Here is a 23,842-nt window from a genome sequence, read left to right as displayed (position 1 = left end):
CGCCTTACGCTCCGTGCCGCAGCCGGACATGCTTGAGGGCGAGATAACCCTCCATGCCCTCGCGCCCGTGCTCGTAGCCGATGCCGCTGCGCTTCCGGCCGCCATACGGTGCGTTCATGATCCCCGCATCCACGTTGTTGACGGCGATGCTGCCGAAGCACAGTGCCCGCGTCAGCGTGAAGATCTCACCGACGTCGCGTGCATAGACGTAGGCCGCGAGGCCGTACGGCCCGGCATTGGCTTCGGCGATGACCTCGTCCAGCGTGTCGAACGGCGCCACGCCCAGCACCGGCCCGAACGTCTCCTCGCTCATCACCAGCGTGTCCGGCGTGCAATCGGCGAACACCGTCGGCTGGAAAAAGAACCCATGCGAAAAACCATCCGGGCGGCCGCCGCCGCAGAGCAGGCGTGCACCCCTCTCGCGTGCATCGGCCACGTGGCGTTCGACCTTGCGGATGCCGTCGATATTGGTCATCGGGCCGAGATCGGCGTCCGGACGCTCCAGCCCGTTGGCGATGCTGAGCCGGCCGGCCCCCTCGACCAGCCCGGCCAGGAACCGCTCGTACAGCGACCGGTGCACATAGATGCGGTTCACCGCGATGCAGATCTGGCCCATGTTGCGGAAGCCGCGACGCACCGCGCCGGCGACCGCGGCGTCGACATCGGCGCTGGCCCCCACCACCATCGGGCAGTTGCCGCCGAGTTCGAGCGAAACCGACTTGATGCCGCCCATCGTGCGGAAGATGTCCTCGCCGACCGACACCGATCCGGTGAAGGCGATCTTGTCGATGTCGGGATGCGAGACCAGCGCTGCGCCCGTCGGGCCTGCACCCTGGATCAGGTTGACGACGCCTGCGGGAAAGCCCGCAAGGCCGACGCACTCGATCAGGGCAACGGCGGAAAGCGGCGTATATTCGGAAGGCTTGATGACCAGCGTGCAGCCGGCGGCAAGGGCGGCCCCGAGTTTCCAGCCGATCAGCTCGACCGGATAGTTCCAGGGCGCGATCGCCGCCGCGACGCCGATCGGTTCCTTCTCCACCAGGCTGAGGAAGCCCTTTTCCTCGTTCGGGATGGTCTGGCCGAGCAGGCGCACCGCTTCGCCGGCATAGAACTCGAACGTCCGCGCGACCTTGCTGACTTCGCCGCGTGCCTCGTCCAGCGGCTTGCCCTGCTCGGCGGTCATGATGCGGGCAATCGCGTCCCGCCGCTCGTCGACGACCCGCGCCAGCGCCTGGAGCAGGGTCGCACGCTTGTGCGGGCCGAGATCCCGCCAGGCCGGGAATGCCCGGCGTGCTGCCTGCACCGCACGATCCACCATCGCGGCTCCGGCAGTGGCGACCTGTGCCAGTGGCTGCTCGGTCGCAGGATTGCTCACCGTGAACCATCCCTCGGCACCGTCCGTGGACCAGATCCCGTCGATGAGGATGGAGGGGGATTGCTCGCCTGTCATCGATGTCTCCGCGATCATGGTGGGCTGGTCGGTCATGCTATCCGCGAGCGAAGCGGCTCGCCCGCCAGCGCACGTGCCGCTTCCTCGGATGCGAGGCGCTGCAATGCTTCCAGGCTCTGCACCGAGTAGAATGCCGCGTGCGGCGTCAGGATGACGTTGCTCAGGGTCCGCAGCGGCGAGTTCGGCGCAAGCGGCTCGGGGTCGAACACGTCGAGGGCGGCGCCGCCGAGACGCCCGTCGCCGAGCGCTTCGGCCAGTGCGGTTTCATCCACCAGCGCGCCGCGCGCCGTGTTCACCAGCATCGCACCGCGCCGCATCCGGCCGATCGATGCCGGGCCGATGATGTGACGGGTCGCGGGCGTTGCCGGGAGATGCAGCGAGATACCGTGCGCGTCGCCCAATAGCGTTTCGAGCGAGACCGCCTCGACATTGGCTGCGCGGAGCGCGTCGGCATCCGCGAACGGGTCCGTGGCCAGGATCCTGATGCCGAACGCCTGCAGCCGGCGCGCGACCAGCAGGCCGATCCGGCCGACGCCCACCAGTCCGACGGTGGTGGCGGACAGGGAAGGCAGGTGGCCGACGGTATCCGGGTTGATCCAGCCATCGTGCCGGATCGCCGCGTCGAACATCGGCAACCGGCGCAGCAGCGCCAGCATGGAGGCCGACGCGTGATCCGCGACGGTGTCGCTTCCGTAGTCCGGGACGTTGGCGACCCTGATCCCGAGCCGGCGGGCCGCATCGACATCGACATTGTCGGTGCCGATGCCGTAGCGCACCACCAGGCCATCCGCGCGCATGCCGGCGAGGGCCGCTTCCGTCACCTGCACGAGATTGACGAACGCGATGTCGGCGTCCCGCAGTGCGTCCACCACCCCGGCTTCGTCATGGCAGTCGAACTCCTGGAACGAAGCGCCGTGGCGTTCCGCGGCAGCCCGCTCGTGCGCAAGTCCCTCGAACCGGAGATCCGTGACGACGACGCGCTTCCTTGCAGGACTCATCGCGTGGCGTGGTCCACGGGGCCGACCAGGCCGCGCTGCGCGAGGTTGCGCATCAACGCGGCGATCCCGAAGGTCCAGGCAGGGGCCTCGTCGGCGAACGTCACGGTGTTGACTAGGCGTCCCAGCGACGGCGTCGCGATCTCGACTCGGTCGCCCTGCTTGTGGGTGAAGCCCTGGCCGGCCACGTCGCGATCCTGGGTCGGCGCGAACAGCGTGCCCAGGAACAGCATCAGCCCGTCCGGATACTGGTGGTGCCGGCCGATCGCCTGCGAGACCAGATCGAGCGGGTCGCGGCTGATCTCGCGCATCGAGCTGCTGCCGCGCAGTTCGTAGTTGTCGGAAGCGCCGGTGATGGTCAGCGTGATCTCGAGACGGCGAACGTCGTCGATGCCGAAACCATCGTCGAACAGCCGGATGAACGGGCCGAGCGCGCAGGAGGCGTTGTTGTCCTTGGCCTTGCCGAGAAGCAGCGCGCTGCGGCCCTCGATGTCCCGCAGGTTGACGTCGTTGCCGAGCGTGGCGCCCCGCACGACGCCGCGACTGTTCACCGCCAGCACCGCTTCCGGTTCCGGGTTGTTCCAGCTCGACGCGCGCAGGATGCCGACTTCGCTCCCCACGCCGACCGCGGACAGGACCGGCGCCTTGGTGAACACTTCCGCATCGGGCCCGATGCCGACCTCGAGATACTGCGACCAGTAGCCGCTCTCGATCAGCACCTGCTTGACCTGTGCCGCCTCGGGAGACCCGGCCTGCACGTTGGCCAGTGCCCCGCCCACGGCCTGGTCGACCTGCTCGCGAATTGCCAGCGCCCGCGCGGGATCGCCCTTGGCACGCTCCTCGATGACCCGCTCGATCATCGAGCGCGCGAACGTCACGCCGCACGCCTTGACCGCCTGCAGATCGCACGGCGCCAGCAGGTGCGGCCGGTCGGTGCGTCGTGCCAGGCTGTCGCCCAGGATCTCCTCGAAGGAATAGGAGTTCGTCGACGGGACGGCGCGGAGTGCGGCGACCGGATCGTCCAGTTCCAGCAGGTCGGCCATGGTCGGGCCTGCCGAGGTGACGTCGACAAGCCGGTCGCCACGGAGATGGACCAGGCATGGGCCGCCGAGGGCGGGATCGAACACCCGTCCGACCAGCGTCGCCGCTTGATGATCGGACGGCAGGATATCGATGGTTTTCATGGGGTGTCCTTCAAAGGGCCGGTGCTAGCGCGGGGACGAGATCTGGACGCGCATCGCGTCGATCGCAACGGCGATGAAGATCGCGAAACCACCGATCATGTCCACATAGAACGAGGGCACGTTCACGATCGACAGCCCGACATGAATGACCGTCAGCAGCAGCACGCCGCCCAGGATGCCGAGAACATGGCCGCGGCCGCCGAACACGCTCACCCCGCCGATGATCGGGGCCGCGATGGCGTACAGCAGGAACCCGGAGCCCTGGTTCGAGGTGATCGCCATCTGCCACGATGCCAGCAGGTATCCGGCGATCGACGACAGGAAGCCGGAGGCCGTGAAGGCGAGGATCTTGATCCTGCGCACGCGCACGCCGGCGCTCGCCGCCGCCAGGGGGTTGCCGCCGACAGCATAGACGCTCCGGCCCGGTACGGTCAGGCGCAGGAACACCATCATGCCGATCAGGGCGAGCACGAAAATCACCGGCATCAACGGCCAGCCGAACACCGTCGTCTGGCCGATCCAGTAGTAGCCATTTGGAAGATCGGTGATCGTGCTTCCGTGCGTGATCGCCAGCAACGCGCCCTGCAGGATGATCATCATCGCCAGGGTCTCGATTAGCGACACCATGCGGAGCGAGGTGATGCAGACGCCGTTGAAGAAGCCGACGAGGGTGCCGACGCTGACACCGGCAACCATGCCGAGCCACCAGGGCCAGTGGCCGGTACTGACCAGCATCGCGCCGACTACCGACGAGAAGCCCATGTTGCTGGCGATCGAGAGGTCGATCTCGGCGATCAGCAGCGGCAGGGACACGGCGAGGGCGAGCAGCCCCAGCACGGTCGCCTGGATCATGACGTTCTGGAGGTTGGCAACGCTGAAGAAGAATGCGTTCAGGCTGCCGAAAATGATGACAAGCCCGACCAGCCACAGCCACACCGAGTTCTGAAGAACCCAGCGCAGGCCAGACATGTTGCGGGAGCGGGTTCCGGCTCCGGATTTAATCGCCGGTGACGACGCGGATGCCTGTGGCAAGTTGGCCCTGCCCTCCATGACGGGCTGCCCGGCCCGTACGCTCTGCTCGCTCACGCTGCGACCTCCTCGGTGATGGGGGAACTGAACGCAGCCTGTCGCAGGCGTTCGGGCGTGATGTCGTCGCCGTACAGCGTCTCGACGATCTCGCCATCGAGAAAAATGCAGACGCGGTCGGTGATCCGGGACATCTCGTCGAGATCGGTGGTGACCACGATGACACTGAGACCCTGCGCGGTCAGCGCGTCGACCATCCGGTGGACGTCCTCCTTCACGCCGACATCGATGCCGCGTGTCGGCTCGTCGAGAATGAGAAGTTGCGGCTGCGTCGCCAGCAGACGTCCCAGGCAGACCTTCTGCTGGTTTCCGCCGCTGAGGGTGTCGACCGCGACATCCGGGCTTGGCGCCTTGACGCCGAGCTCGCGGAAATAGCGACCGATCATGCTTGTCTCGGCCTGCCGCCGGACGAAGCCGAACAGCGATAACGCGGGAAGGCTCGATAACGAGATGTTGTTGCCGATGCTCAGAAGCCCGACCACCCCGTCACGGCGCCGGTCGTCCGACAGGTACGCGATGCCGCGTGCAAGCGCGCGGCTCGGTGTCGTCGGCAGCGAGCAGGCTACATGGGTCTCGTCGGCGTGCAGGCGTCCTGCCGTGGCAGGGTTCAGGCCGAACAGGGTCTGCGCGAACTCCTTGGCACCGGATCCGAGCAGGCCGGCGAAGCCCACCACCTCTCCGCGCGCGATCGCGAAAGACTGCACCCGTACATTCGGTGCGACGACGCCGTCGACCTGCAGGCTGTTGCCGGCCTGTTCCCCTTCGGGACGGGTCCGGTCGCGGCGGAACAATTCCAGTCCCCGGCCCAGCACCAACTCCGACAAGTGTGCGGAGCTCATGTCCGCCAGGGTGTCGCTTCCGCCCGCCAGCTTCCCGTCGCGCAGTACCGTCACGGCATCGCAGATATCGAGGATTTCCTCGTTGTAGTGGGAGATGAAGATGAAGGTGATACCCTGGCTCTTGAGCTCGCGCATGAAATCGAACAGCACGGCCCGGTCGCGCATGGTCAGCGCCGTGGTGGGCTCATCGAGGATGATGAGCCGGCCGCCGCTGAACAGGGCACGCAGGATATTGAGCTTGCGGCGGTCGACCGCTCGGAGATCGTCGGCGAGCGCGTTCGGATCGATCTGCACGCCTTCGAGCATCAGCCGCGCCTGGGCCTGCAACCGCTTCCAGTTGATGAAGCCGCGGCGTGCGGGCCAGTGACCGAGCAGAAGGTTTTCCGCCACGCTGAGCTGACCGACGATCATCGGCTCCTGCGTGACGAGAAAGACCCCCGCCTGCTCCATGGCCTTGACGTCGGCGCCCTGCATCTCGTGTCCGTCGAACACGATCCTGCCGCCGGTCGGTGATCGCATGCCGGCGATCAGGCCGACCAGCGTCGACTTGCCGGCACCGTTCTCGCCGAGCAGCCCATGGATCGAGCCGCGTTGCACATCCAGCGTCACGTCGCTCAGCGCGCTGAATGCGCCATACACCTTGGTCAGGTGCTCGATGCGCAGGATCGCATCGTCGGGCGTCGCCTGCGTAGCGGGATGGTGCAGGGTTTGCGTCGACATCATCGCGTCTCCCGGGGATCAGGAATAATGCATGCCCCATTTATTGAAGGCGACATTTCCCCATAGTCTCGGATCGGTCACGTTGGTCTCGTCGATGATCGACGGGGGGATGACCAGCGAGGGTCCGGAGGGCGAGTCTGTAATGACGCCCTTCTCCCAGAAATATTCCTTGTTCTCGTAGGGACCGAGAGGAACCTTCTGCCCGTGCATCGCATATTTCGCGATCATGTCGACGGTGATCTGGGCATAGGCGATCGGATCCTGCGAGATTTCCGCGTCCATGTATCCCTGCTGGATCCACTGCAGCGCGATCGGCTCGCCATCGACGTTGACGAAAATGACATGGCCCTGTTCGCCGCGTTTCTTCCAGTGACCGCGTTGCTGCAGCGCCGTCACGATCCCGCGCGAAGGGGTATCGCTCGGTGCGTGGACCGCATCGAGATCGGGATGTTCCGACAAGGTCGAGATGGTGACGCTGAGCATGTTGTTCAGCAATCCCTCGGTCGGACGATCCAGGACCGTGATGTTCGGGTATTTTGCCATCTCGGCATCGAACCCTTCCTTGCGCAGCCGCCAGGCGACGCTCTGCAAGGCGCCATAGCAATTCAGGACCTTGCCCTTCGGCGAGCCGTTCTTGGCTTTCAGGCGGGTGACGATCTGTTCGGCGGCCATGACGCCGCCCCGGTAGTTGTCGAAGTCGACGGTGATCGCCACGTTGCCGCCGGTGGCGGGCGTGTCGACGATGCCGACCGGGATATGCTTGAAGTTGAAGCGCTTGATCGCGCTGACGATCGCCTGGCTGTCGATCGGGTCGCTGACGATCGCGGCCGGGTTCCGCAACAACAGGCTGGCCCACTGCTGCAGCTGCACCGTATTGTCGAAGTTGGCGTTAACCGACGCGAACTCCCAGCCCTGGGCCTCGGCGGCGCGACGAACCGCGTCCTGCTGCACAACGAAGAAGTAATAATCCAGGCTCTTGTTGCTGTACACCAGCAATGGCTTGGGCGCTGCCTCAGCCGACGTGAACGCGAATGCGGTTCCGAGCGCAAGACCCGCCTGAAGCAGGTGGCGTCGCGGTAGTTTACCTTGAGAGTCTGTCACGTTTTCCTCCTGTCATCTCTGTGGATAACTGTAGTTTTTCTAGAAAAGGCCGCTCAAGCGACCGTGTCAAGAGGTTGAAGGTCCGCGATCCGTAGATAAACTACATGTTAGCAAGTTGCAGGGTGTCGGGCATCAGGTCTATCTCGGACCGTCGCCGTCCGATGGATGGCAATGTAGCCGTGACGCATCCCGGAGCAGGCGATTGCAGACGCAGCCGCGTGGTGGGCGCCCGAACCATAGCTGCAACAGACCAAACAACCTGCGACAAATCATCCATCGTACTGCCGACAGTCGGCCGTCATGGTGGCCGCCCGCGTACGGGATCTCGCGGTGCCACCGCGTTGACAGGAGCATTTGGCTCTGGCCTCTTCTGCCCAGATCATGTTCGAGGTGCACGCAGACTTCCCCGCGCATCGCCCAGGGACCTGATCAACCAGCCTTCAGCCGAATACAGAAGCGGAGACAGGTTCATGACTTCAACCGAAGATGGGCGGCTGTCCGCCGGGAGCGACTTGGCAGGCTCGCCTGGTATCTGTCCGAACCAGCGGACGGCGCAGAAGAGACCCCTCGCATGGCACTGATCACCTACCTGACCCGCATCGAATTCGAAGCGGGATCACTGCAGAAACTGCCGGCGTTGCTGGCCGAACTCGGCATCAAGCGGCCGCTGATCGTCACCGATCAAGGGCTGGTTCGCATCGGGCTCCTGCAACGGGTGCAAGCCATGCTCGCCGGCTCCGTCGACGTGTTCGACGGGACGCCGGCAAATCCGACCGAGGCGGCGGCCACCGCGGCGCACGCGTTATATCGTAGCGGCAACTGCGACGGCATCGTCGGCCTTGGCGGCGGGTCCTCGATCGACCTCGCCAAGGCTGTCCGCCTGCTGTCCGGGCATGAGCCGCCGCTCATGCAATACGCTGCTGTCGCCGGCGGCGCGGCGAGGATACACGGCCGGATCTGTCCGATGATCGCGGTTCCGACCACCGCCGGAACCGGCTCGGAAGTCGGGCGCGCGGCCGTCATCATTACGGCCGAAGGCCGCAAGCTCGGGATCATCAGTCCGTTCATGCTGCCGACGGTGGCTCTGTGCGATCCCGAATTGACCTACGGGCTGCCGCCGTCGCTGACCGCCGCGACGGGCATGGACGCGATCTCCCACTGCCTGGAAACCTACATGGCGTCGGCGGTCAACCCGCCTGCCGATGCGATCGCGCTGGACGGGCTGCGGCGTGGCCTGCCGGCGATCACCCGGGCATTCGAGAACGGTTCGGACATCGACGCGCGCTGGAACATGATGATGTGCGCGCTGGAAGGCGCACTGGCGTTCCAGAAGGGGCTCGGCGCGGTGCATGCGCTGACGCATCCGCTCGGTGCGATCCGGGAGCTGAATCTGCACCACGGGACACTGAACGCGGTGCTGATGCCGGCGGTATTGCGGTTCAACCGCAGTGTCATCGGTGCAAAGTGGGACACGCTGCGCGACATTTTCGGAGAGGAGCCAGACCAGGCGGTGCAGACGCTGTGCCGCAACCTGGGCCTGCCGTCCGGACTGCGTGCCATGCTCGTCACCGATCCGATCATGGAGACCGTCGCTGGCGAGGCAATGAGGGATCATTGCCATCTCACCAACCCGCGCATCCCCACGCGTGAGGACTATCTGGCACTGCTCAGGGAGTCTGCTTGAGCCAGTCGAGGCAGGCCGGTAAGAACGGCAGTCGATGCCCCGGAGTGGGGGCATCGACTGCCTGTCATCGTCCGCAAGTATGTCCGATCATGCTGCACGGTTGCATGACGCCCTCTAGCTCTTGACCTCCGTGCCGTCCTGCGACCAGCGGATATGGAAGCTGCCTTCCTGGTCGGTGCGCCGGTAGGTGTGCGCTCCGAAATAGTCGCGCAGGCCTTGCAGCAGGTTAGCCGGACCCCGTGTTCGACGCAGACCGTCGTAATAGGCAAGCGAAGAGGCGAATGCCGGCACGGCGACGCCATGCTGCACGGCCACCACCACCACGTCGCGCCAGGCCTGCTCCGCCTTGAGCACCGCCGCGCTGAAATACTCCTGCAGCAACAGGCTCTGCGCATCCGGATGGGATGCATAACCCTCGCGGATCCGGTCCAGGAAGCTGGCCCGGATAATGCAGCCACCCCGCCAGATGGTGGCGATCAGGCCGAGATCGAGATCCCAGTTATACTGTTTGGATGCCACCGTCAGCTGCTCGAAGCCCTGGGCATAGGCGACGATCTTCGAGGCGTAGAGCGCGTCGCGGATTTTGTCGATTTCCGCCTGTCCGGCCTCGAGCGTACCGCCGCGCATACCACCCAGCGTCGCTTCCGCGGCACGTCGCTGCTCCGGACGCCCGGACAGGGCCCGTGCGAACACCGCCTCGGTGATTGCGGTGATCGGCACGCCCAGCTCGAGCGCCGACTGGGCAGTCCAGCGGCCGGTCCCCTTCTGTTCCGCCTCGTCGCGGATCATGTCCACGAGGGCACCCTTGCCCTGCGGGTCCTGCTTGGCGAGCACGGCGGCGGTGATCTCGATCAGGTAGGAATCCAGGTCACCTGTCTTCCAGCCGGCAAAGATCTCGCCGATCTCCGCGGCACTGCGGCCATACACCGTCCGGAGCAGGTCGTAGGCCTCCGTGATCAGCTGCATGTCGGCATATTCGATGCCGTTATGCACCATCTTGACGTAGTGGCCGGCACCGTCCGGGCCCATCAGCGCGCAGCACGGCAAGCCGTCGACGCTGACCGCCATCTTGGTGAATATCGGCGCGATGCGATCCCAGGCCTGCCGGGTGCCGCCGGGCATCATGCTCGGTCCTTCGAGCGCACCCTCCTCGCCGCCGGACACGCCCATGCCGACGAAGTGCAGGCCCCGGTCGGACACGGTCTTCTCGCGTCTGCGCGTATCCTCGAACAGCGAATTACCACCATCGACGATGATGTCCTCGGGCTCCATATGTTCGAGCAACTCGTCGATGACGATGTCGACCGGCTTGCCGGCCTTGACCATGATCAGGACGACGCGCGGCTTCGCCAGGCTCGCGACGAACTCGGCAATCGTGCTGGAGCCGATGAACGAGCCCTCTTGACCATGCTCGGCGAGCAATGTCTCGGTCTTCTCGTTGCTGCGGTTGTTCAATGCGACGCGAAAACCCTTGCGCGCAGCATTGCGTGCGAGGTTCGCGCCCATGACCGCGAGGCCCGTCACGCCGATATCTGCCAATTCCGTCATATCATCTCCCTCCAGTTACGTTGCCGTACGAACGCCGGCTCATCCGATCAGATGCACCGAATTCACATCGGGCGGAAGCAGTACCCCCGCGAATGTCACGAGAAGCCGTTCTATCTTGTTCGCACAGGTCGATGCGGAACCAGGCTGCGAAGGAGATGCGGGCAATCCGGTCGGCGAAGGCCCAATTCTGAAAAGAAGCCAAACAGCGAGCAACTTCAGTCCGTGGTTCCAGTAACTCTCACCATAGCTGGTGCACGTTTATGTTCAGGCGCGCCCTGCGCATCATTGGACGAAGAGCCGACAAGCACGCGCAGATGAAACCGTTTCGATACCCTTATCTTTCGGTAACTCGCTCAGAGATCGGACGGGTTTCGCTTCAAGCGCAAATCGTCCGGCCGATTGCCGTCCAGCCTCCCGCACGCGTGGCTTCCGGGTGAACTCCAGGCCCAGTCGCAACGCATCGAACCGCAGCGCCGGCGAGTTGCTGTTCAGCTGCGTGATGCCCCCTTGCCGGTGGCAGCCCAGGCCGCAACTGCCTCCCGGTCAGGCGAGCTTTCGCTCCGGCAAACCCCATTGGCGCAGCATCTGGCCAAGACACACTTTGAATGGCATCCGGACTGCTTCCGCGCGATCGAAACCGGCTTGCACCGGCCCACAAACACGCTAAACGTGTCATACAGGTTTTCCATCGCATAGTCCGGAGTAGAAAATGTCGGTCCGCGAGTCCCCTGTGTCATCGGGCATGTTCAGTGGATTGCCGGTTCGGTGTTTTTGCAGTGCAGCATATTGTTTGATCGGCAGAGAGCCAGGAACGGGATAAGACGCCCCGTTCGCTTTCAGGCCGCTGCCTTCAAAACTCCGGCGCTTCCGCAAAACAAAAAGGACCAGAAACAGGATCAACGAGGCGCCACGTCCAGGTCATCAACATAATAATAAAATGATAATTGGGGGATCCATGTCGAAGATAAGAAACTACCTCGCTGCCGCGGCTGTCTCCGCGGCATCCTTGTGCGGAGCCTCGGCCGGACATGCCGCCGACCTGATCGGGCTGAGTGTTGCAACGCTGGCGAACCCGTTCTTCCAGGGGATGACGAAGGGCGTGCAGTCCGGTATCGCCGCTCATCCGGATCTGAAACTCATCAACACCAGCGCCAATGGCGACGCGAACACCCAGACCAACCAGGTCACCGACCTGATCAACCAGCATGTCGCCGCACTCATCCTGAATCCGATCAATGCGAACTCGATCGTGCCGGTGGTGAAGGAAGCGAACAAGAAGGGCATCCCCGTCTTTACGCTCGATCGCGGCGCCGCCTGTGGTGGCTGCCAGGTGAACTTCCTCGAAACCGACAACAAGGCGCTGGGCAAGGAAGGTGCGGACTTCATCGCGGACCAGCTCAAGCAGCGTTACGGATCGGTCAAAGGCAACGTGGTCGATCTCGAGGGATTGCTCGGAACCACGGCCGGCGACGACCGGGAGCGCGGTTTCGCGACCGAGTTCGAGGCGCTGCAGAAGGACAACCCGGGCTTGAAGCTGGTAGCGCGTCAGGCCGCCGATTTCGACGCGGACAAGGCGTTCAACATCACCACCCAGCTGCTGGCCGCGCATAACGACATCGACGCGGTGTTCAACGGAAACGACGACAATGCGGTGGGTGTCGTACGTGCCATTCGCCAGGCCAACCGCTTCAAGCCGATCGGCGATCCCAAGCATATCGTCGTCATCGGGATCGACGGCACTGAGCAGGCCTTGAGCAGCATCCGGCGCGGCCAGATGGACGCGACCTTGTCGCAGAATCCGGTCACCATGGCGCAGCAGTCGGTGAACTATGTCGAAGCCTATCTGCACGGCGACAAGTCCAAGATCCCGGCCCACCAGTTCTGGCCGCATTTGTTGATCACCAAGGCCACGATCGACAGCGCAGCTGCGAAATCCTACGGCCTCTGGGGCGACGAGATCAGTCACTAGGCCAAACCGCCGGTAGGATAGGGTCTGGCCATGACGTCATTGCTCGAAATGCGTGGCATTTCGAAGGGCTTTCCGGGCGTAAAGGCGTTGAACGAGGTCAGCCTTTCGCTCGACGCTGGCGAGGTGCTTGGCATCGTCGGCGAGAACGGCGCTGGCAAGTCCACGTTGATGAAGATACTGGCTGGAGTCTATTCCGCCGATACCGGGGAGATGCTGCTGACCGGCGGCATCTTCTCGCCGAAAAGCCCGCGGGACTCCCTCGACGCCGGCATCATCGTCATTCATCAGGAACTCAGTCTCATTCCGGAGCGATCGGTTGCCGAGAATATCTTTCTCGGGCATCTGCCTCGCAATGCACTGGGGGCGGTTCGCCGCACAGTGTTGAACCGGTCCGCGAAATCCCTGCTTGCGCGGGTCGGCCTGACCGTCGCGCCGCAGACGCGCGTTCGCACTCTCGGTATCGCGCAGCAACAGCTTGTCGAGATCGCGCGAGCATTATCCCGCAAGGCCCGGGTCATCGTCATGGATGAGCCGACCGCCACACTGACCACCGCGGAACAGAAGATCCTGTTCGCCACTGTCGCAACCTTGCGCGCGGAGGGAGTCGGGCTGGTCTTCATCAGCCATCATCTCGAAGAAGTGTTCGAGGTCTGCGACCGGATCATGGTGCTTCGCGACGGATCGGCCGTCGACACGCGCCCGACACAGGCCTGGACCGAACCCGCGCTGATCCAGGCGATGGTCAACCGTCCGATCGAGGCGCTGTTTCCCGAGCGGCATGCCGTCCTCGGGGAAGTGCTGCTGGATGTCTCGGGGTTGAGTTCCACCGGACGTTTTGCTGATGTGTCCTTCACCGTCCGGGCCGGCGAGGTCGTGGGCGTCGGCGGACTGATCGGCGCCGGCCGTACCGAGGTGCTCAAGACCATCTACGGTGCGCTGGCAGCAAGCCATGGCAGCATAAAAATCAACGCCCGCGACGTCCGGATCCGGTCTCCGCGGGATGCGATTGCCGCGGGCGTGGCGCTGGTCCCGGAGGATCGCAAGGGGGAGGGCCTGGTCATGCCGTTCTCGGTGCGCAGCAACGTCGCGCTGTCTACGCTACCGAAGCTCTCATGGCTCAAAAGCATCCTGGTCCCCCGCCGGATGGATCGCCTTGCCGACGACGCGGTGAAGTCCCTTCGTATTCGCACGCCCAACATCCGGCAGACGGTCCGGTCGCTGTCGGGCGGAAACCAGCAGAAGATCGTGCTCGGCCGTGCCTTGACGACGCACCCGCGCATCTTCCTGCTCGACGAGCCGACACGCGGTATCGATGTCGGTGCAAAAATCGAAGTCTATCGTCTGATCAACAATCTTGCCGAACAGGGTGGTGCGATACTCGTGGTCTCCTCCGATATGATAGAGCTGCTGGGCATCAGCGACCGGATCCTGGTCATGCGCGCCGGCCGCCTCGCCGGCGCCGTGCCACGCGACGAGTTCAGCCAGGAGCGGGTCATGCAGCTCGCGGCCCTCGGCTGATGCGAAGCCTCCCACCAGAAGGCCAGGTCATGGAACCCGTTCAGGCTCAGGTCACGCAGGATCGCCGCTTCGGATTTCGCTCGTTTACCCGTGCCGTCAACGAACTGACGATCGTGGTCGGGTTCGTCGGAATTTCGCTCTACCTCGCACTGACCACGCCTGCCTTCCTCACCTCGGCCAACCTGCTCTCCATCCTGCTGGCGAGTTCGCTGATCGGGGTGGTGGCGGTCGGCGAGACGTTCGTCATCGTGACCGGCGGGATCGATCTTTCGGTCGGCTCCGTCGTCGCGTTCTCGGGCGTCATGGCGGGACTGGCGCTGAATGCGCACGTGCCGGTGGTGGTGGGCGTCATGATCGGGATCGCCATCGGCGCGCTCTCGGGCAGCTTCATCGCCTTCGCGGTCACCACCCTGAACATGAGCCCGTTCATCGTCAGCCTGGCGGTTCTGGCAATGGCGCGTGGGCTTGCCTTCATCGTCACCAACGGGAACACGATTTTCTCGTTCCCCGACGCGTTCGACAACATCGGCGGCGGCAACATCGGTGCGATCCCTGTTGCCGCCCTGATAACCCTGGGCGTTTTCCTGGTCGCCGGGCTCGTGCTGGCGCGCACGGTGTTCGGCGCAGAAGTGTATGCGGTCGGTGGCAATCGCGACGCCGCACGCCTGGCCGGTATCCCGGTCGGCCGTACCCTGGCGATCGTTTACATCATCAGCGGTGCGCTGGCCGGGCTCGGCGGCGTCATCCTCGCGGGCCGGCTCGACAGCGCGCAACCGATCGCCGCCACCGGTCTCGAACTGAATGCCATCGCCGCGGTGGTGATCGGCGGCGCATCGCTGTTCGGCGGCAAGGGCAGCATCCTCGGAACGCTGCTCGGCGTGCTCATCATCGGCCTGATCAATAACGGCCTGACGCTCAAGAACGTGCAGCCGTTCTGGGTCCAGTTCATCCAGGGCGCGGTCATTTTCGGCGCCGTGCTCATCGACAGCCTCAATCAGAAACGGCGTGGAGGCTGAGGCGCCACGCCCACCCCTGCCTCACGAAGGAGAACACACCATGACTGCAGAGCTTCCGCGCGGGCTTGGACGCATGAAGGACAAGGTTGCCGTGATCACCGGCGCCTCCAACGGCATCGGCCGGGCCACCGCGCTGCTGTTCGCGGCCGAAGGTGCGCGTCTCGTCATCAACGATATCGATGCGCCGCGGCTCGAGGAGCTGCGTGCAGCCATTGCCGGCTCGGGCGCCGAGGTGCGCAGCTTCGTGGGCGATGTCTCCAAGAATGACGATGCGCGCGCGATGGTCGCGGAAGCGGTCGATGGATTCGGTCGCCTGGACGTGCTGGTTGCCAATGCCGGCATCATACCGGAACTCGATCTGCTGACGGCCACGGCCGAGGATTTCGACCATGTCATGGCGATCGACGGGCGCGGCATGTTCCTGACCTGCAAGTTCGCTGCGGAAGCCATGCTCCAGTCCGGTGGCGGCGCAATCGTGTGCCTGTCGTCGATCTCCGGCGAGGCCGGGCAGAAAGGCCAGGCAGTTTATGGGCCGGCAAAGTTCGTTGCATCCGGCATCACCAAGCACTTGGCGGTCGAACTGGCGACGCGGGGCATCCGTGTGAATGCGGTGGCGCCCGGCACGATCACCACCGAAGCGGTCAAGAAGCTTTCCGACGCCTATGTCGACGACATCAAGGCGAGGCATCCGATGGCTCGTCTCGGCCGTCCAGCCGAGGTCGCCCAGGCGATCCTGTTCCTGGCCTCGGACGATGCATCCTTCATCACGGGCGCGGTGCTTCCGGTCGATGGCGGCTACCTGGCGCAGTGAGCCTTTCCGCGCCGTACGGAGCCGCACGACCGGAAGAGAGCATGGGGCAGGGCCTCATGCTCCCCCGCAAACCTACTCCTTAGCGGCCAGCGACCCCTGTCGTGTTGAGGTAGAGCGCATAGACGGACGTGCTCGCGGTCATGAAGAGCCGGTGTCCTTTCCTGCCGCCGAAACACAAATTCGCGCAGCCTTCCGGCAGATGCACCTTACCGATCAGGTCGCCATCCGGCGCGTAGCACCGCACGCCGTCTTCCTCCGGATCGGCCCATCCCATGCTGCACCAGACGTTGCCGTCGGCATCGACCCGGAGACCGTCGGTAAAGCCCGGCGCGAAATCCTCGGCAAAGATACGTCCGTTCCGGAGCGTTCCGCCGGCGACGTCGAACACCCGGATATGCGCCGGACCGCCATGGGTGATCCCGCTATCCACGACATACAGAAGCTGCTCGTCCGGCGAGAAGGCGAGCCCGTTCGGACGATGGAAGTCGTTCGCGACCACCGTGGCTTTTCCGGTCGCAGGATCCAGCCGATACACGTGGCGGCCGATCTCCGACTCAGCGCGATGCCCCTCGTATGGCCCATCGATGCCGTAGCCCGGATCGGTGAACCAGATCGCCCCGTCATTGGCGACGACGATGTCGTTCGGGGCGTTCAGGCGCTTGCCGTCATGGCGGTCCATCAGCACGGTGATGGTGCCGTCGATCTCGGTGCGCGTGACCCGGCGGGTATCGTGCTCGCAGGTCAGCAGCCGGCCGAGCCGGTCGCGCGTGTTGCCGTTGGCATGGTGGCTATCGGCACGAAAGACGCTGACATGGTCGTCGTCCTCCAGCCAGCGCATGATGCGGTTGTTCGGGATGTCGCTCCACAGCAGGTAGCCGCCATTCGGGAAATAGACCGGCCCTTCGGCCCAGCGGAACCCTGTGGCGATGCGCTGGATGCAGGCGTTTCCCTGCCGCGCAGTAAAGCGCTTGTCGCGTGATTCGATGGCCGGGACCGGATACCGCGAACCGGGCAGGTCGCCCAGCGGCAGTTTCGCGTGACGGCCGAACGGATGATCGCCGCTCTGGTGGCCATGGTCGGTCATGTGAATTTCCTCTTCCGTTCCGGTTTCAGCGCCTGCCGCGGCGGCTGAATATCCGCTCGAGCAGAACCGCGGCGATGATGATCGACCCGATCGCGGTGCCCTGCCAGTAGGGCGACACACCGAGCAGGTTGAGGCCGTTGCGGATGAAGACCATGATGAACACGCCAAACAGCGTGCCGATGATCGACCCGCGCCCGCCGAACAGCGAGGCACCGCCGATCACCACGGCGGCAATCGAATCCAGTTCCAGTCCCGTCCCGCCGAGCGGATCGATCGACAGCACGCGCGACGCGAGGAAGATCGCCGACACGCCGCTCATCAGCCCGGCGACCATATAGGGCAGCACGCTCCAGAGCGAGATCGACAGGCCTGCAACCCGGGCCGCGGCGACGTTCGAGCCGATTGCATACAGGGTCCGACCGCCCTTGGCGCGGCTGAGGAACCACCAGGCCGCCAGGTAGACCGCGATCAGCAGGATGAAGTTCAGCGGCAGTCCGAGCGCCGTCGCATTCGACAGCCAGGCCAGCCCGGGCGGGATGTTGCCGATCGAGCTGGCGCCGCTGAACACGTAGGACAGGCTGCGGGCGATCGACATCATGCCCAGCGTGACGACGAAGGGCGCCACGCGGCCGAATGTCGTGACCAGGCCGTTGAAGGTGCCCGCCAGTGCCCCCGTTGCCAGGCAGGCCAGGATACCGCCACCGAGCCCCAGCGTCGGCAGGCACAGGCCCATGACAATGCCGCTCACCCCGACCAGCGAACCGACCGACAGGTCGATGCCGCCGATCAGGATGACGAGCGTCTGGCCCAGCGCGACCATCCCGACCACGACGGACTGGTCCATCGCGTTGAACAGGTTGTTGAGTGTCCGGAAATGCGGCGACGCCACGCTGAGCACGAGCATGACCGCGAGCGTCAGCGACAGCATGCGCAGTTCGATCTTTGTCGTGACGATCCGCAACACGTGCCGCCACCCACTCGGTGCAGGAGCGGCAGTTCGGGTCTCGTTCGGCATCAAGCTGCATCTCCTGCCGGCCGCGTGGTGGCGGTCCAGGCCATGACGGTCCTAGCGATCGCCGCCGGGTCGGGACGCTGCCTTCCGCCGGCCAGCGTCAGGGCGACCAGGCCAAGCTCATGGCCGCGACGGCCAAGCACCGGCACGAGAAGCGTGCGCGGACCAGGCTCGTTTGGTTCCTCGACAAAATCGGGTCCACGGATCGAGAGCGCGCCGGCGATCCTCGTGTCGGCCACGTCGACGATCGATCCGGCGGTGAAACCCGGCTCCGCGTCGCGATCGTCGCCGGCGCGGTCGAAGCAGAACAGCCGGCTGCCCTCCACGCCGATCCAGCTGGCGACACCGCCATGCTCGGAGACCAGCGCATCGAGAGCACCGCGCATGCGCTGTGCCGAGCTCCTGGGTGCTGCGAACATGGCCAGGCTTTCGATGCTGAGCAGCCGGCTCGGTAGTTCCGCCACCGAGCTGCCGTCGCTCATCACCACGACGCGGTCGACCAGGCCGATGATCTCTTCGAAATCCGAGGAAACCACCACCACGGCGACGCCGGCGGCGGCGATCTGCCGGAGCAGGGCATAGATACTGCTACGGGTGCCGATATCGACGCCGCGCGTCGGCTCGTCGAGCATCAGTACACGGGGCTTCAGCAACAGCCAGCGCGCGAGGATGATCTTCTGCTGCATGCCGCCGCTGAAGTTCAGCAGGTCGGGATCCGCTGCACGCGCACGCGGCAGGCCAAGCTGGTCCAGCAGCCTGCCCGCTTCCCCGGTGCGGGCGTCGTACCCGAGCCCGGGGCCGCGACGCTGCCCGAGATGCGCGAGGAGCAGGTTCTCGCGCACCGTGAAATCCGGGACGATGCTCTGGTGACGCCGGTCCTCCGGCACCAGCGCCAGGCCGGCCCGGATCGCCTCCGCGGGTCGCCGGGCCCCGAACGGTGCGCCCCCGAGTTCGACGTTACCGCCGCTGCGCTTCCGCAGGCCGAAGATGGTCTCCAGCGTTTCCGAGCGCCCTGCGCCGACTAGACCGGCCAGGCCGACGATCTCGCCGGCATGCAAATCGAACGACACGTCGCGCACTGCCGGCAGCGATTCGAGATGGTGCACGCGCAGCACCGGCTCGCCCCGTACGACGGGCGGGCCGCCATCCGCGTGTGCATAGACATCGGTCAGGTCACGGCCGATCATCATGCGTACGAGCTCGCCTCCGGACAGGTCCGCGGCAGGAAGGCCAGATGCGACCGTCCGTCCTTCGCGCAACACGGTGACCCGGTCGCACACCCCGAAGATCTCCTCCAGCCGGTGCGACACGAACACCAGCGCGCGCTTGCGGGCCGTTAGGCCGCGCATGATCTCAAACAGGATCTCGCTCTCGAACGGTGACAACGAGGCGGTCGGTTCGTCGAAGATGATGATCCGGCTGTCCACCGCGAGCGCCTTCAGGATCTCGACCATCTGCCGCTGGCCGATGCTTAATGTCCCGGCGGGAACATCCAGGGAAAGCCGGATCTCGCCGCCCAGGCTGCCGACCAGCTGCTCGGCCTCGCGACGCATGCCGGCCCAGTCCAGCATCCCCGGCAGGCCGAGCCTCGGCAGCATGATGTTTTCCAGCACCGACAGATCCGGTGCCAACGTTGTTTCCTGCGTGACCATACAGATGCCATGGCGAAGCGCCTCCCGCGCGCCCGGCAGATGGAGCTGCACCCCGTCGAGCAGCATCTCGCCCCGATCCGGCTGGATCTGGCCCGATATCACACGCGACAATGTCGACTTGCCGGCGCCGTTCGCGCCGCATAACGCATGCACTTCGCCGGCAAGCAGGTCGAAGCTTGCATCGTCGAGTGCCTGCGTGGCGCCGAAACGTATACCGATGCCGCGAAGCTGCAGCAGGCTCATGATACCCGGCCCCGCTCGCTATCGTGCCGGCCTGCCGCCGCCCGGGGCCGACGTCAGCCGGCGCTGCTCGCGAACACGGTCTTGCTGATCAGCGGCAGCTTTTCCTTGATGTTGGCCTGGGTCACGATCTCGACCGGGATCTGCACCGACTTCGTCGGTGTCTTGCCTGCCAGATGATCGAGCATGTCGCTGCCGGCGGTCTGTCCGAGCAGGTAGGGCTGCTGCATTCCCGCCACCGCCATCTCGCCGCTTTCCAGCATGCCCACGAACTCGGGGATCCCGTCGAAGCCGGCCAGCAGGATATCGCCCTTTCGGCGCATGGCCTGGATCGCACGTGCCGCGCCTAAGGTCGGCTGGTCGGTCTCCACGAACAATGCCCGCATCTCCGGATGGGCGGTCAGCATGTCCTGGGTGAAGCGGAACGTTTCGTCGGCCGTGTAGGTCTGCATCTGCTGGATCCCGGCCTCCTTCATGCCGATCTCCGACATGGCGCGGCGAAACCCGGCGGTGCGGAGCTGGCCATTCTTGCGGGCCAGCGAGATGGTCACCAGGCCGTAGGTGCCGCTGCTCCAGCCCTTTGCCTTGATCTGAACGGCCAGCGCCTGTCCGGTCTCGTAGGCGCCCTTCTCGTTCTCCGACGTGATGAACGACACATAGTCGCCGCCCGTGGTGCCGATATCGGCAATCACCACGGGTATGCCGGCACGCGCCGCCATCGCCAGCACCGCCGGTGCGGTCGAGCTGTCGACCGGGGACAGGACGATGCCGGTCGCACCGCGAGAGATTACGTCCTGGGCGTTTTGCAGCTGGGTCTGGGCGCTGTTGTGACTGTCGTACGCTGTCACCTGCAACCCCGAGGCCTTTACCTGGTCGGTGACGCCCTTCAGAACAAAGCGCCAGAACGGCAGGTCGAGACCCGGTGCGAGATACGCGAGCCGCTTCGGTGCCTGCGCCCGGGCACGGACAGGCAGGGCGGCAGCAAGTGCCGCCAAGGCGGATCCCCGAAGCAACGAACGGCGACTGGTCGGGGTCGTGTCGATCTTGTACATGATTATCTTCCCCTCGATTCTTTTCGATGTCTTGCGCGCAGCCTGTTTTCGGCTACTGCGGTAGATGGCTAAGGCTCTCGCGTGGTCGGACAAACCCTACGCCTGTCATGCTTTATGCATGGTTAGCCTACTTAGTGTTTGCGCCTCCGCGCGATGGAGGACAGGCTCCGCTAACTGCATCGAACGCCTTTTTCAAAGTAGAGCGGAAGCGCATCCCGGCCAGCCTACGCTTCAACCATTGCAAGCCGGCTACCGAAACCGGCAGCCACGGCATCTTGATCACGCAAGGCGTTCTGGGATGCGCGACCGCTTTCTGGCTCCGGTTCGACTTTGCAGTCCCTAGACTCGGGTCTCGGAAATAACCTTTGGCGAACCGGCTCCGGATACGGAAATCGAACTGCTGGTCTGACTGCGCATTCCGCGCCGGCGCTCGCCTCCGCGCCAGGGGAAGCCTTCTCGAGCTCATGTCGAAGCGCATGCCGCATTCGGCCGGGGTGTTCTGTCGCGTGCCGTGATGGTGCCGCGCCACAGCATGGCGACGACCAGCCCGCGTCTCGGGGAGTGCGCAGCCTTAGTGACCGCAACCCGCATTTCACTCCCCTGAACGCTGTCGATTGTTCCACTTGTATGACAGGTTTGCGCGTTTCAAGATCAGGTGCAAGACGTTGCTTTCCCCATTATGGGGCCTGCCTCGTCGAACGGCCTGTCGGAGAAACGCCGCGTCGCGGTGCCTGGTCGTCGGCAGGTCACAGCCAGGTGCAGCGTGCTTCGGTAGCAGAATTTAGGAAAACATCCATGCAGCCCCGAAGCCGGACGGATCTGGTGACCGACGCAATCCGCCAGCGCATCCAGCGCGGCGTCTTTCCTCTCGGATCGAAGCTTCCGTCCGAACAGGCGATTGCGATCGACTTTCAGGTCAGTCGCACGGTCGTGCGCGAGGCGGTTGCGCGCCTGAAGTCCGATGGGCTGCTCGAAACGCGCAAGGGTGCCGCAACCCGTGTCCGCGCACCGAACGAACCGGTCGGCGAGGGCCTCTCCATGCCCAAGTCGATCGATGGCCTGCTAGGGTTCCTGGAAGTCCGCCGTGCGATCGAGATGGAGATGGCAGCACTTGCCGCCGTTCGACGCACGAACAGGCAGTGCCGGGAGGTCGAAGCGGCCTTGCTGGCGATCGACCATTCTACCCGCGACGGCAAGAGCGGTGTTCGGGAAGACCTGGAATTTCACCTGTCAATCGGCCATGCGACGTCGAACGCCTATTGGACGCAGTTCGTGCAGTTGTTTGCCGACTCGATGCAGAGCGCGATCGGTGTCACGCGGGCGAACGAAGCCCGTCGGAACGATTTTTCTGCCGCAGTCGCCGATGAGCACCGCCAGATCTATGCTGCCATACTCGAACAGGATCCGGAGAAGGCGCGGGATGCGGTGCGCCTGCATCTGACAGGTGCCTCGGAACGCATTGTCCAGGCAGACACGGAATTCTGGAAACATGAGGGCGGAGATCTCGCCCGGATCTGGGCAAAACACGCTGCCATAAAGGCGCGGAATCAGGGATAAGAAACCGTTCCGTTCAGGCATTGGTCTTTACTGCTGTCGACACGCAAGCCTTTTGACCGGGAATCTCGCCAATACGGATTTGTAATCTCGGTCATGAGAATTATCGGGTTCTCAGTCCGACATTGTCCACCGCGGGGTCGCAGCACGTAGCAGAGTTACCCTTGCGCCAGCGCAAGCCGTTGCCGTGCCTCAGCCTGTATCCGGTGTTCCAACGCCTATGCGCGCCGTGAGAACACGGGACCGGTCAATATCGGAACGAGAGCCCGACATACGGGTTCCAGTCGGTCGCGGCTCGCGCGATGCCGATCGTGACCCCGCCATCGACCTGCAGCGCAGGCGTGATCAGCCACTGCAGGGCCGGCGCGATGGTGTCCTGTTCGGCCGAGTTGTGGTCGCCCTCACGGTCGAGCGTCAGGCCGACCTGACCGGTTAGTGTATCGGTGCCGAAGACCGGATGTCCGATTTCCACCGCGAGCTGGTAGTCGCCATGGTAACCCTGCTTCTGATCGTTCCGCAGCAATCCGACCTCGGGCTGCACGGTTGCCGAGAAGCCGGCCGGCAGGCCGAACGTGAAGGGCGCGAGCAGGGTGAACTCGACCGTGCCGTTGCCGAGCCCGCTGGCGGCGGTCGGCACTTTCACGTAGCCGAGCAAACCCAACCCCTCGGTCTCGCCTGCGTCGTTTCCGAAGACGTTCACCTTCGCGCCGATCTGGACGTCTCCGAATCCCTGGCCGGACATCCGGCTCGATTGTCCTGGCCCGGCCGGCGTGCGGGTAACCAGGCTGTTCGAGGCCGGGATGATCACGTCCAGGTCGGCCCAGTCATTCAGGCCAAGCTTCACGTTCGTGCTGAACAGCATCTGGCTGCGGGTGAGGCTGGCATCGGGCGTCCAGTGGTCCCACGAGTAGCTCCATAGCCCGGTCTCGACCTGGACATGGCCGGCATCGACGGTGAACGGGCTGGCGGCCGCACCCGGGCGGTCGGTGCTCATGCCGCGCAGCTTGGAGTCCGGGGTGGGGTTGAACAGGGTGTAGCCGCTGCTATCGCCGGCCCATGCCGGACCGTCGATGACCGGCACGAACGCTGACATGGCCAGCAGGCCGGCGCCGAACCCGATCCGGGCCGACGGTCCGGCTTTACGGTATCGAGACCGATCCTGGTCGTCTGGCGCTGTCACCGGTCGGTTCAACATCGAGCAGGGCGCCGTGCCATTTGGGTTCATCAGGCCGCGTGCAGGTGCGGCGTGATGTCTCCGTATCAGGGTTCCGCTTCAGGTGCAGCCCCGTGCGGCACCACCACCGATCACCGCCCGGGCAGGCCGGAC

Annotated in this window: 19 protein-coding genes; 6 read left to right on the top strand and 13 right to left on the bottom strand. The window is 64.8% G+C overall.

The annotated features are described in order from the left end of the window. Positions 1-4 precede the first annotated feature (4 nt). From HN018_RS18115 to HN018_RS18090, 6 genes are read right to left on the bottom strand one after another with little or no spacing between them, the layout of a single operon-like run. Positions 5-1,486: an aldehyde dehydrogenase family protein gene (locus tag HN018_RS18115; protein ID WP_204259573.1), complete on the bottom strand. Its 1,482-nt coding sequence runs from the start codon at positions 1,484-1,486 to the stop codon at positions 5-7. After that, positions 1,483-2,448: a C-terminal binding protein gene (locus tag HN018_RS18110; RefSeq protein WP_171835310.1), complete on the bottom strand. Its 966-nt coding sequence runs from the start codon at positions 2,446-2,448 to the stop codon at positions 1,483-1,485. Before HN018_RS18110 ends, HN018_RS18115 begins: the two co-directional genes overlap by 4 nt. Then, on the bottom strand, positions 2,445-3,629 hold the full coding sequence (locus HN018_RS18105; protein ID WP_171835309.1) for a fumarylacetoacetate hydrolase family protein: 1,185 nt from the start codon (positions 3,627-3,629) through the stop codon (positions 2,445-2,447). Before HN018_RS18105 ends, HN018_RS18110 begins: the two co-directional genes overlap by 4 nt. Positions 3,630-3,653: 24 nt before the next feature. Next, entirely contained in the window at positions 3,654-4,715 is a 1,062-nt protein-coding gene (locus tag HN018_RS18100) for an ABC transporter permease (RefSeq protein ID WP_204259572.1), read from the bottom strand. Then, complete coding sequence (locus HN018_RS18095; protein ID WP_204259571.1) at positions 4,712-6,277, bottom strand: sugar ABC transporter ATP-binding protein; 1,566 nt, start codon at positions 6,275-6,277, stop codon at positions 4,712-4,714. Before HN018_RS18095 ends, HN018_RS18100 begins: the two co-directional genes overlap by 4 nt. Positions 6,278-6,292: 15 nt before the next feature. Next, positions 6,293-7,375 (bottom strand): sugar ABC transporter substrate-binding protein, encoded by a 1,083-nt coding sequence (locus HN018_RS18090; RefSeq protein ID WP_171835308.1) that lies wholly within the window; start codon positions 7,373-7,375, stop codon positions 6,293-6,295. 571 nt (positions 7,376-7,946) lie between these two features. Between HN018_RS18090 and HN018_RS18085 the strand changes: the two genes are divergently transcribed. Beyond that, entirely contained in the window at positions 7,947-9,059 is a 1,113-nt protein-coding gene (locus HN018_RS18085; RefSeq protein ID WP_171835307.1) for an iron-containing alcohol dehydrogenase, read from the top strand. Positions 9,060-9,173: 114 nt separating this feature from the next. Here HN018_RS18085 and gndA read toward each other — a convergent pair whose 3' ends face one another. Together gndA and HN018_RS18075 are read right to left on the bottom strand one after the other, a co-directional pair. After that, on the bottom strand, positions 9,174-10,607 hold the full coding sequence (gene gndA, locus HN018_RS18080) for an NADP-dependent phosphogluconate dehydrogenase (protein WP_171835306.1): 1,434 nt from the start codon (positions 10,605-10,607) through the stop codon (positions 9,174-9,176). Positions 10,608-11,279: 672 nt separating this feature from the next. Continuing rightward, complete coding sequence (locus HN018_RS18075) at positions 11,280-11,507, bottom strand: hypothetical protein (protein ID WP_172443491.1); 228 nt, start codon at positions 11,505-11,507, stop codon at positions 11,280-11,282. A 55-nt stretch (positions 11,508-11,562) separates the two neighbouring features. On the opposite strand from HN018_RS18075, the gene HN018_RS18070 reads away from it, so the two are divergent. Genes HN018_RS18070 through HN018_RS18055 form a run of 4 tightly spaced genes read left to right on the top strand, consistent with a single transcriptional unit; the run spans position 11,563 to position 15,921 of the window. Continuing rightward, positions 11,563-12,576, top strand: a complete 1,014-nt coding sequence (locus HN018_RS18070) for a sugar ABC transporter substrate-binding protein (RefSeq protein ID WP_171835305.1) — start codon at positions 11,563-11,565, stop codon at positions 12,574-12,576. Between the two features lie 30 nt (positions 12,577-12,606). Then, entirely contained in the window at positions 12,607-14,094 is a 1,488-nt protein-coding gene (locus HN018_RS18065; RefSeq protein ID WP_171835304.1) for a sugar ABC transporter ATP-binding protein, read from the top strand. Between the two features lie 29 nt (positions 14,095-14,123). Beyond that, positions 14,124-15,110, top strand: coding sequence for an ABC transporter permease (locus HN018_RS18060; RefSeq protein WP_171835303.1), 987 nt, complete (start codon positions 14,124-14,126; stop codon positions 15,108-15,110). 40 nt (positions 15,111-15,150) lie between these two features. Next, on the top strand, positions 15,151-15,921 hold the full coding sequence (locus HN018_RS18055) for an SDR family NAD(P)-dependent oxidoreductase (RefSeq protein ID WP_171835302.1): 771 nt from the start codon (positions 15,151-15,153) through the stop codon (positions 15,919-15,921). 79 nt (positions 15,922-16,000) lie between these two features. On the opposite strand, the gene HN018_RS18050 is transcribed toward HN018_RS18055, so the two are convergent. The 4 genes from HN018_RS18050 to HN018_RS18035 are packed head-to-tail and all read right to left on the bottom strand — an operon-like array spanning position 16,001 to position 20,961. Then, the gene (locus HN018_RS18050) at positions 16,001-17,005 is read right to left on the bottom strand and encodes an SMP-30/gluconolactonase/LRE family protein (protein ID WP_171835301.1); all 1,005 of its coding nucleotides are present in this window, start codon (positions 17,003-17,005) and stop codon (positions 16,001-16,003) included. Between the two features lie 25 nt (positions 17,006-17,030). Next, entirely contained in the window at positions 17,031-18,020 is a 990-nt protein-coding gene (locus HN018_RS18045) for an ABC transporter permease (RefSeq protein WP_171835300.1), read from the bottom strand. Beyond that, on the bottom strand, positions 18,020-19,912 hold the full coding sequence (locus HN018_RS18040; protein WP_171835299.1) for a sugar ABC transporter ATP-binding protein: 1,893 nt from the start codon (positions 19,910-19,912) through the stop codon (positions 18,020-18,022). Before HN018_RS18040 ends, HN018_RS18045 begins: the two co-directional genes overlap by 1 nt. Positions 19,913-19,965: 53 nt before the next feature. Beyond that, positions 19,966-20,961 (bottom strand): substrate-binding domain-containing protein, encoded by a 996-nt coding sequence (locus HN018_RS18035; RefSeq protein ID WP_171835298.1) that lies wholly within the window; start codon positions 20,959-20,961, stop codon positions 19,966-19,968. Positions 20,962-21,756: 795 nt separating this feature from the next. Here HN018_RS18035 and HN018_RS18030 point away from each other — a divergent pair. Beyond that, positions 21,757-22,518, top strand: coding sequence for a FadR/GntR family transcriptional regulator (locus tag HN018_RS18030; protein ID WP_171835297.1), 762 nt, complete (start codon positions 21,757-21,759; stop codon positions 22,516-22,518). A 244-nt stretch (positions 22,519-22,762) separates the two neighbouring features. On the opposite strand, the gene HN018_RS18025 is transcribed toward HN018_RS18030, so the two are convergent. Next, positions 22,763-23,695, bottom strand: coding sequence for a transporter (locus tag HN018_RS18025; RefSeq protein WP_171835296.1), 933 nt, complete (start codon positions 23,693-23,695; stop codon positions 22,763-22,765). Positions 23,696-23,842: the final 147 nt, after the last annotated feature.

The organism is Lichenicola cladoniae (assembly GCF_013201075.1).
GTDB classification, from domain to species: Bacteria; Pseudomonadota; Alphaproteobacteria; order Acetobacterales; family Acetobacteraceae; genus Lichenicola; species Lichenicola cladoniae.
The sequence above is the reverse complement of the archived record's forward strand: the minus strand, read 5'-3'. Positions and strand labels throughout refer to the sequence as shown.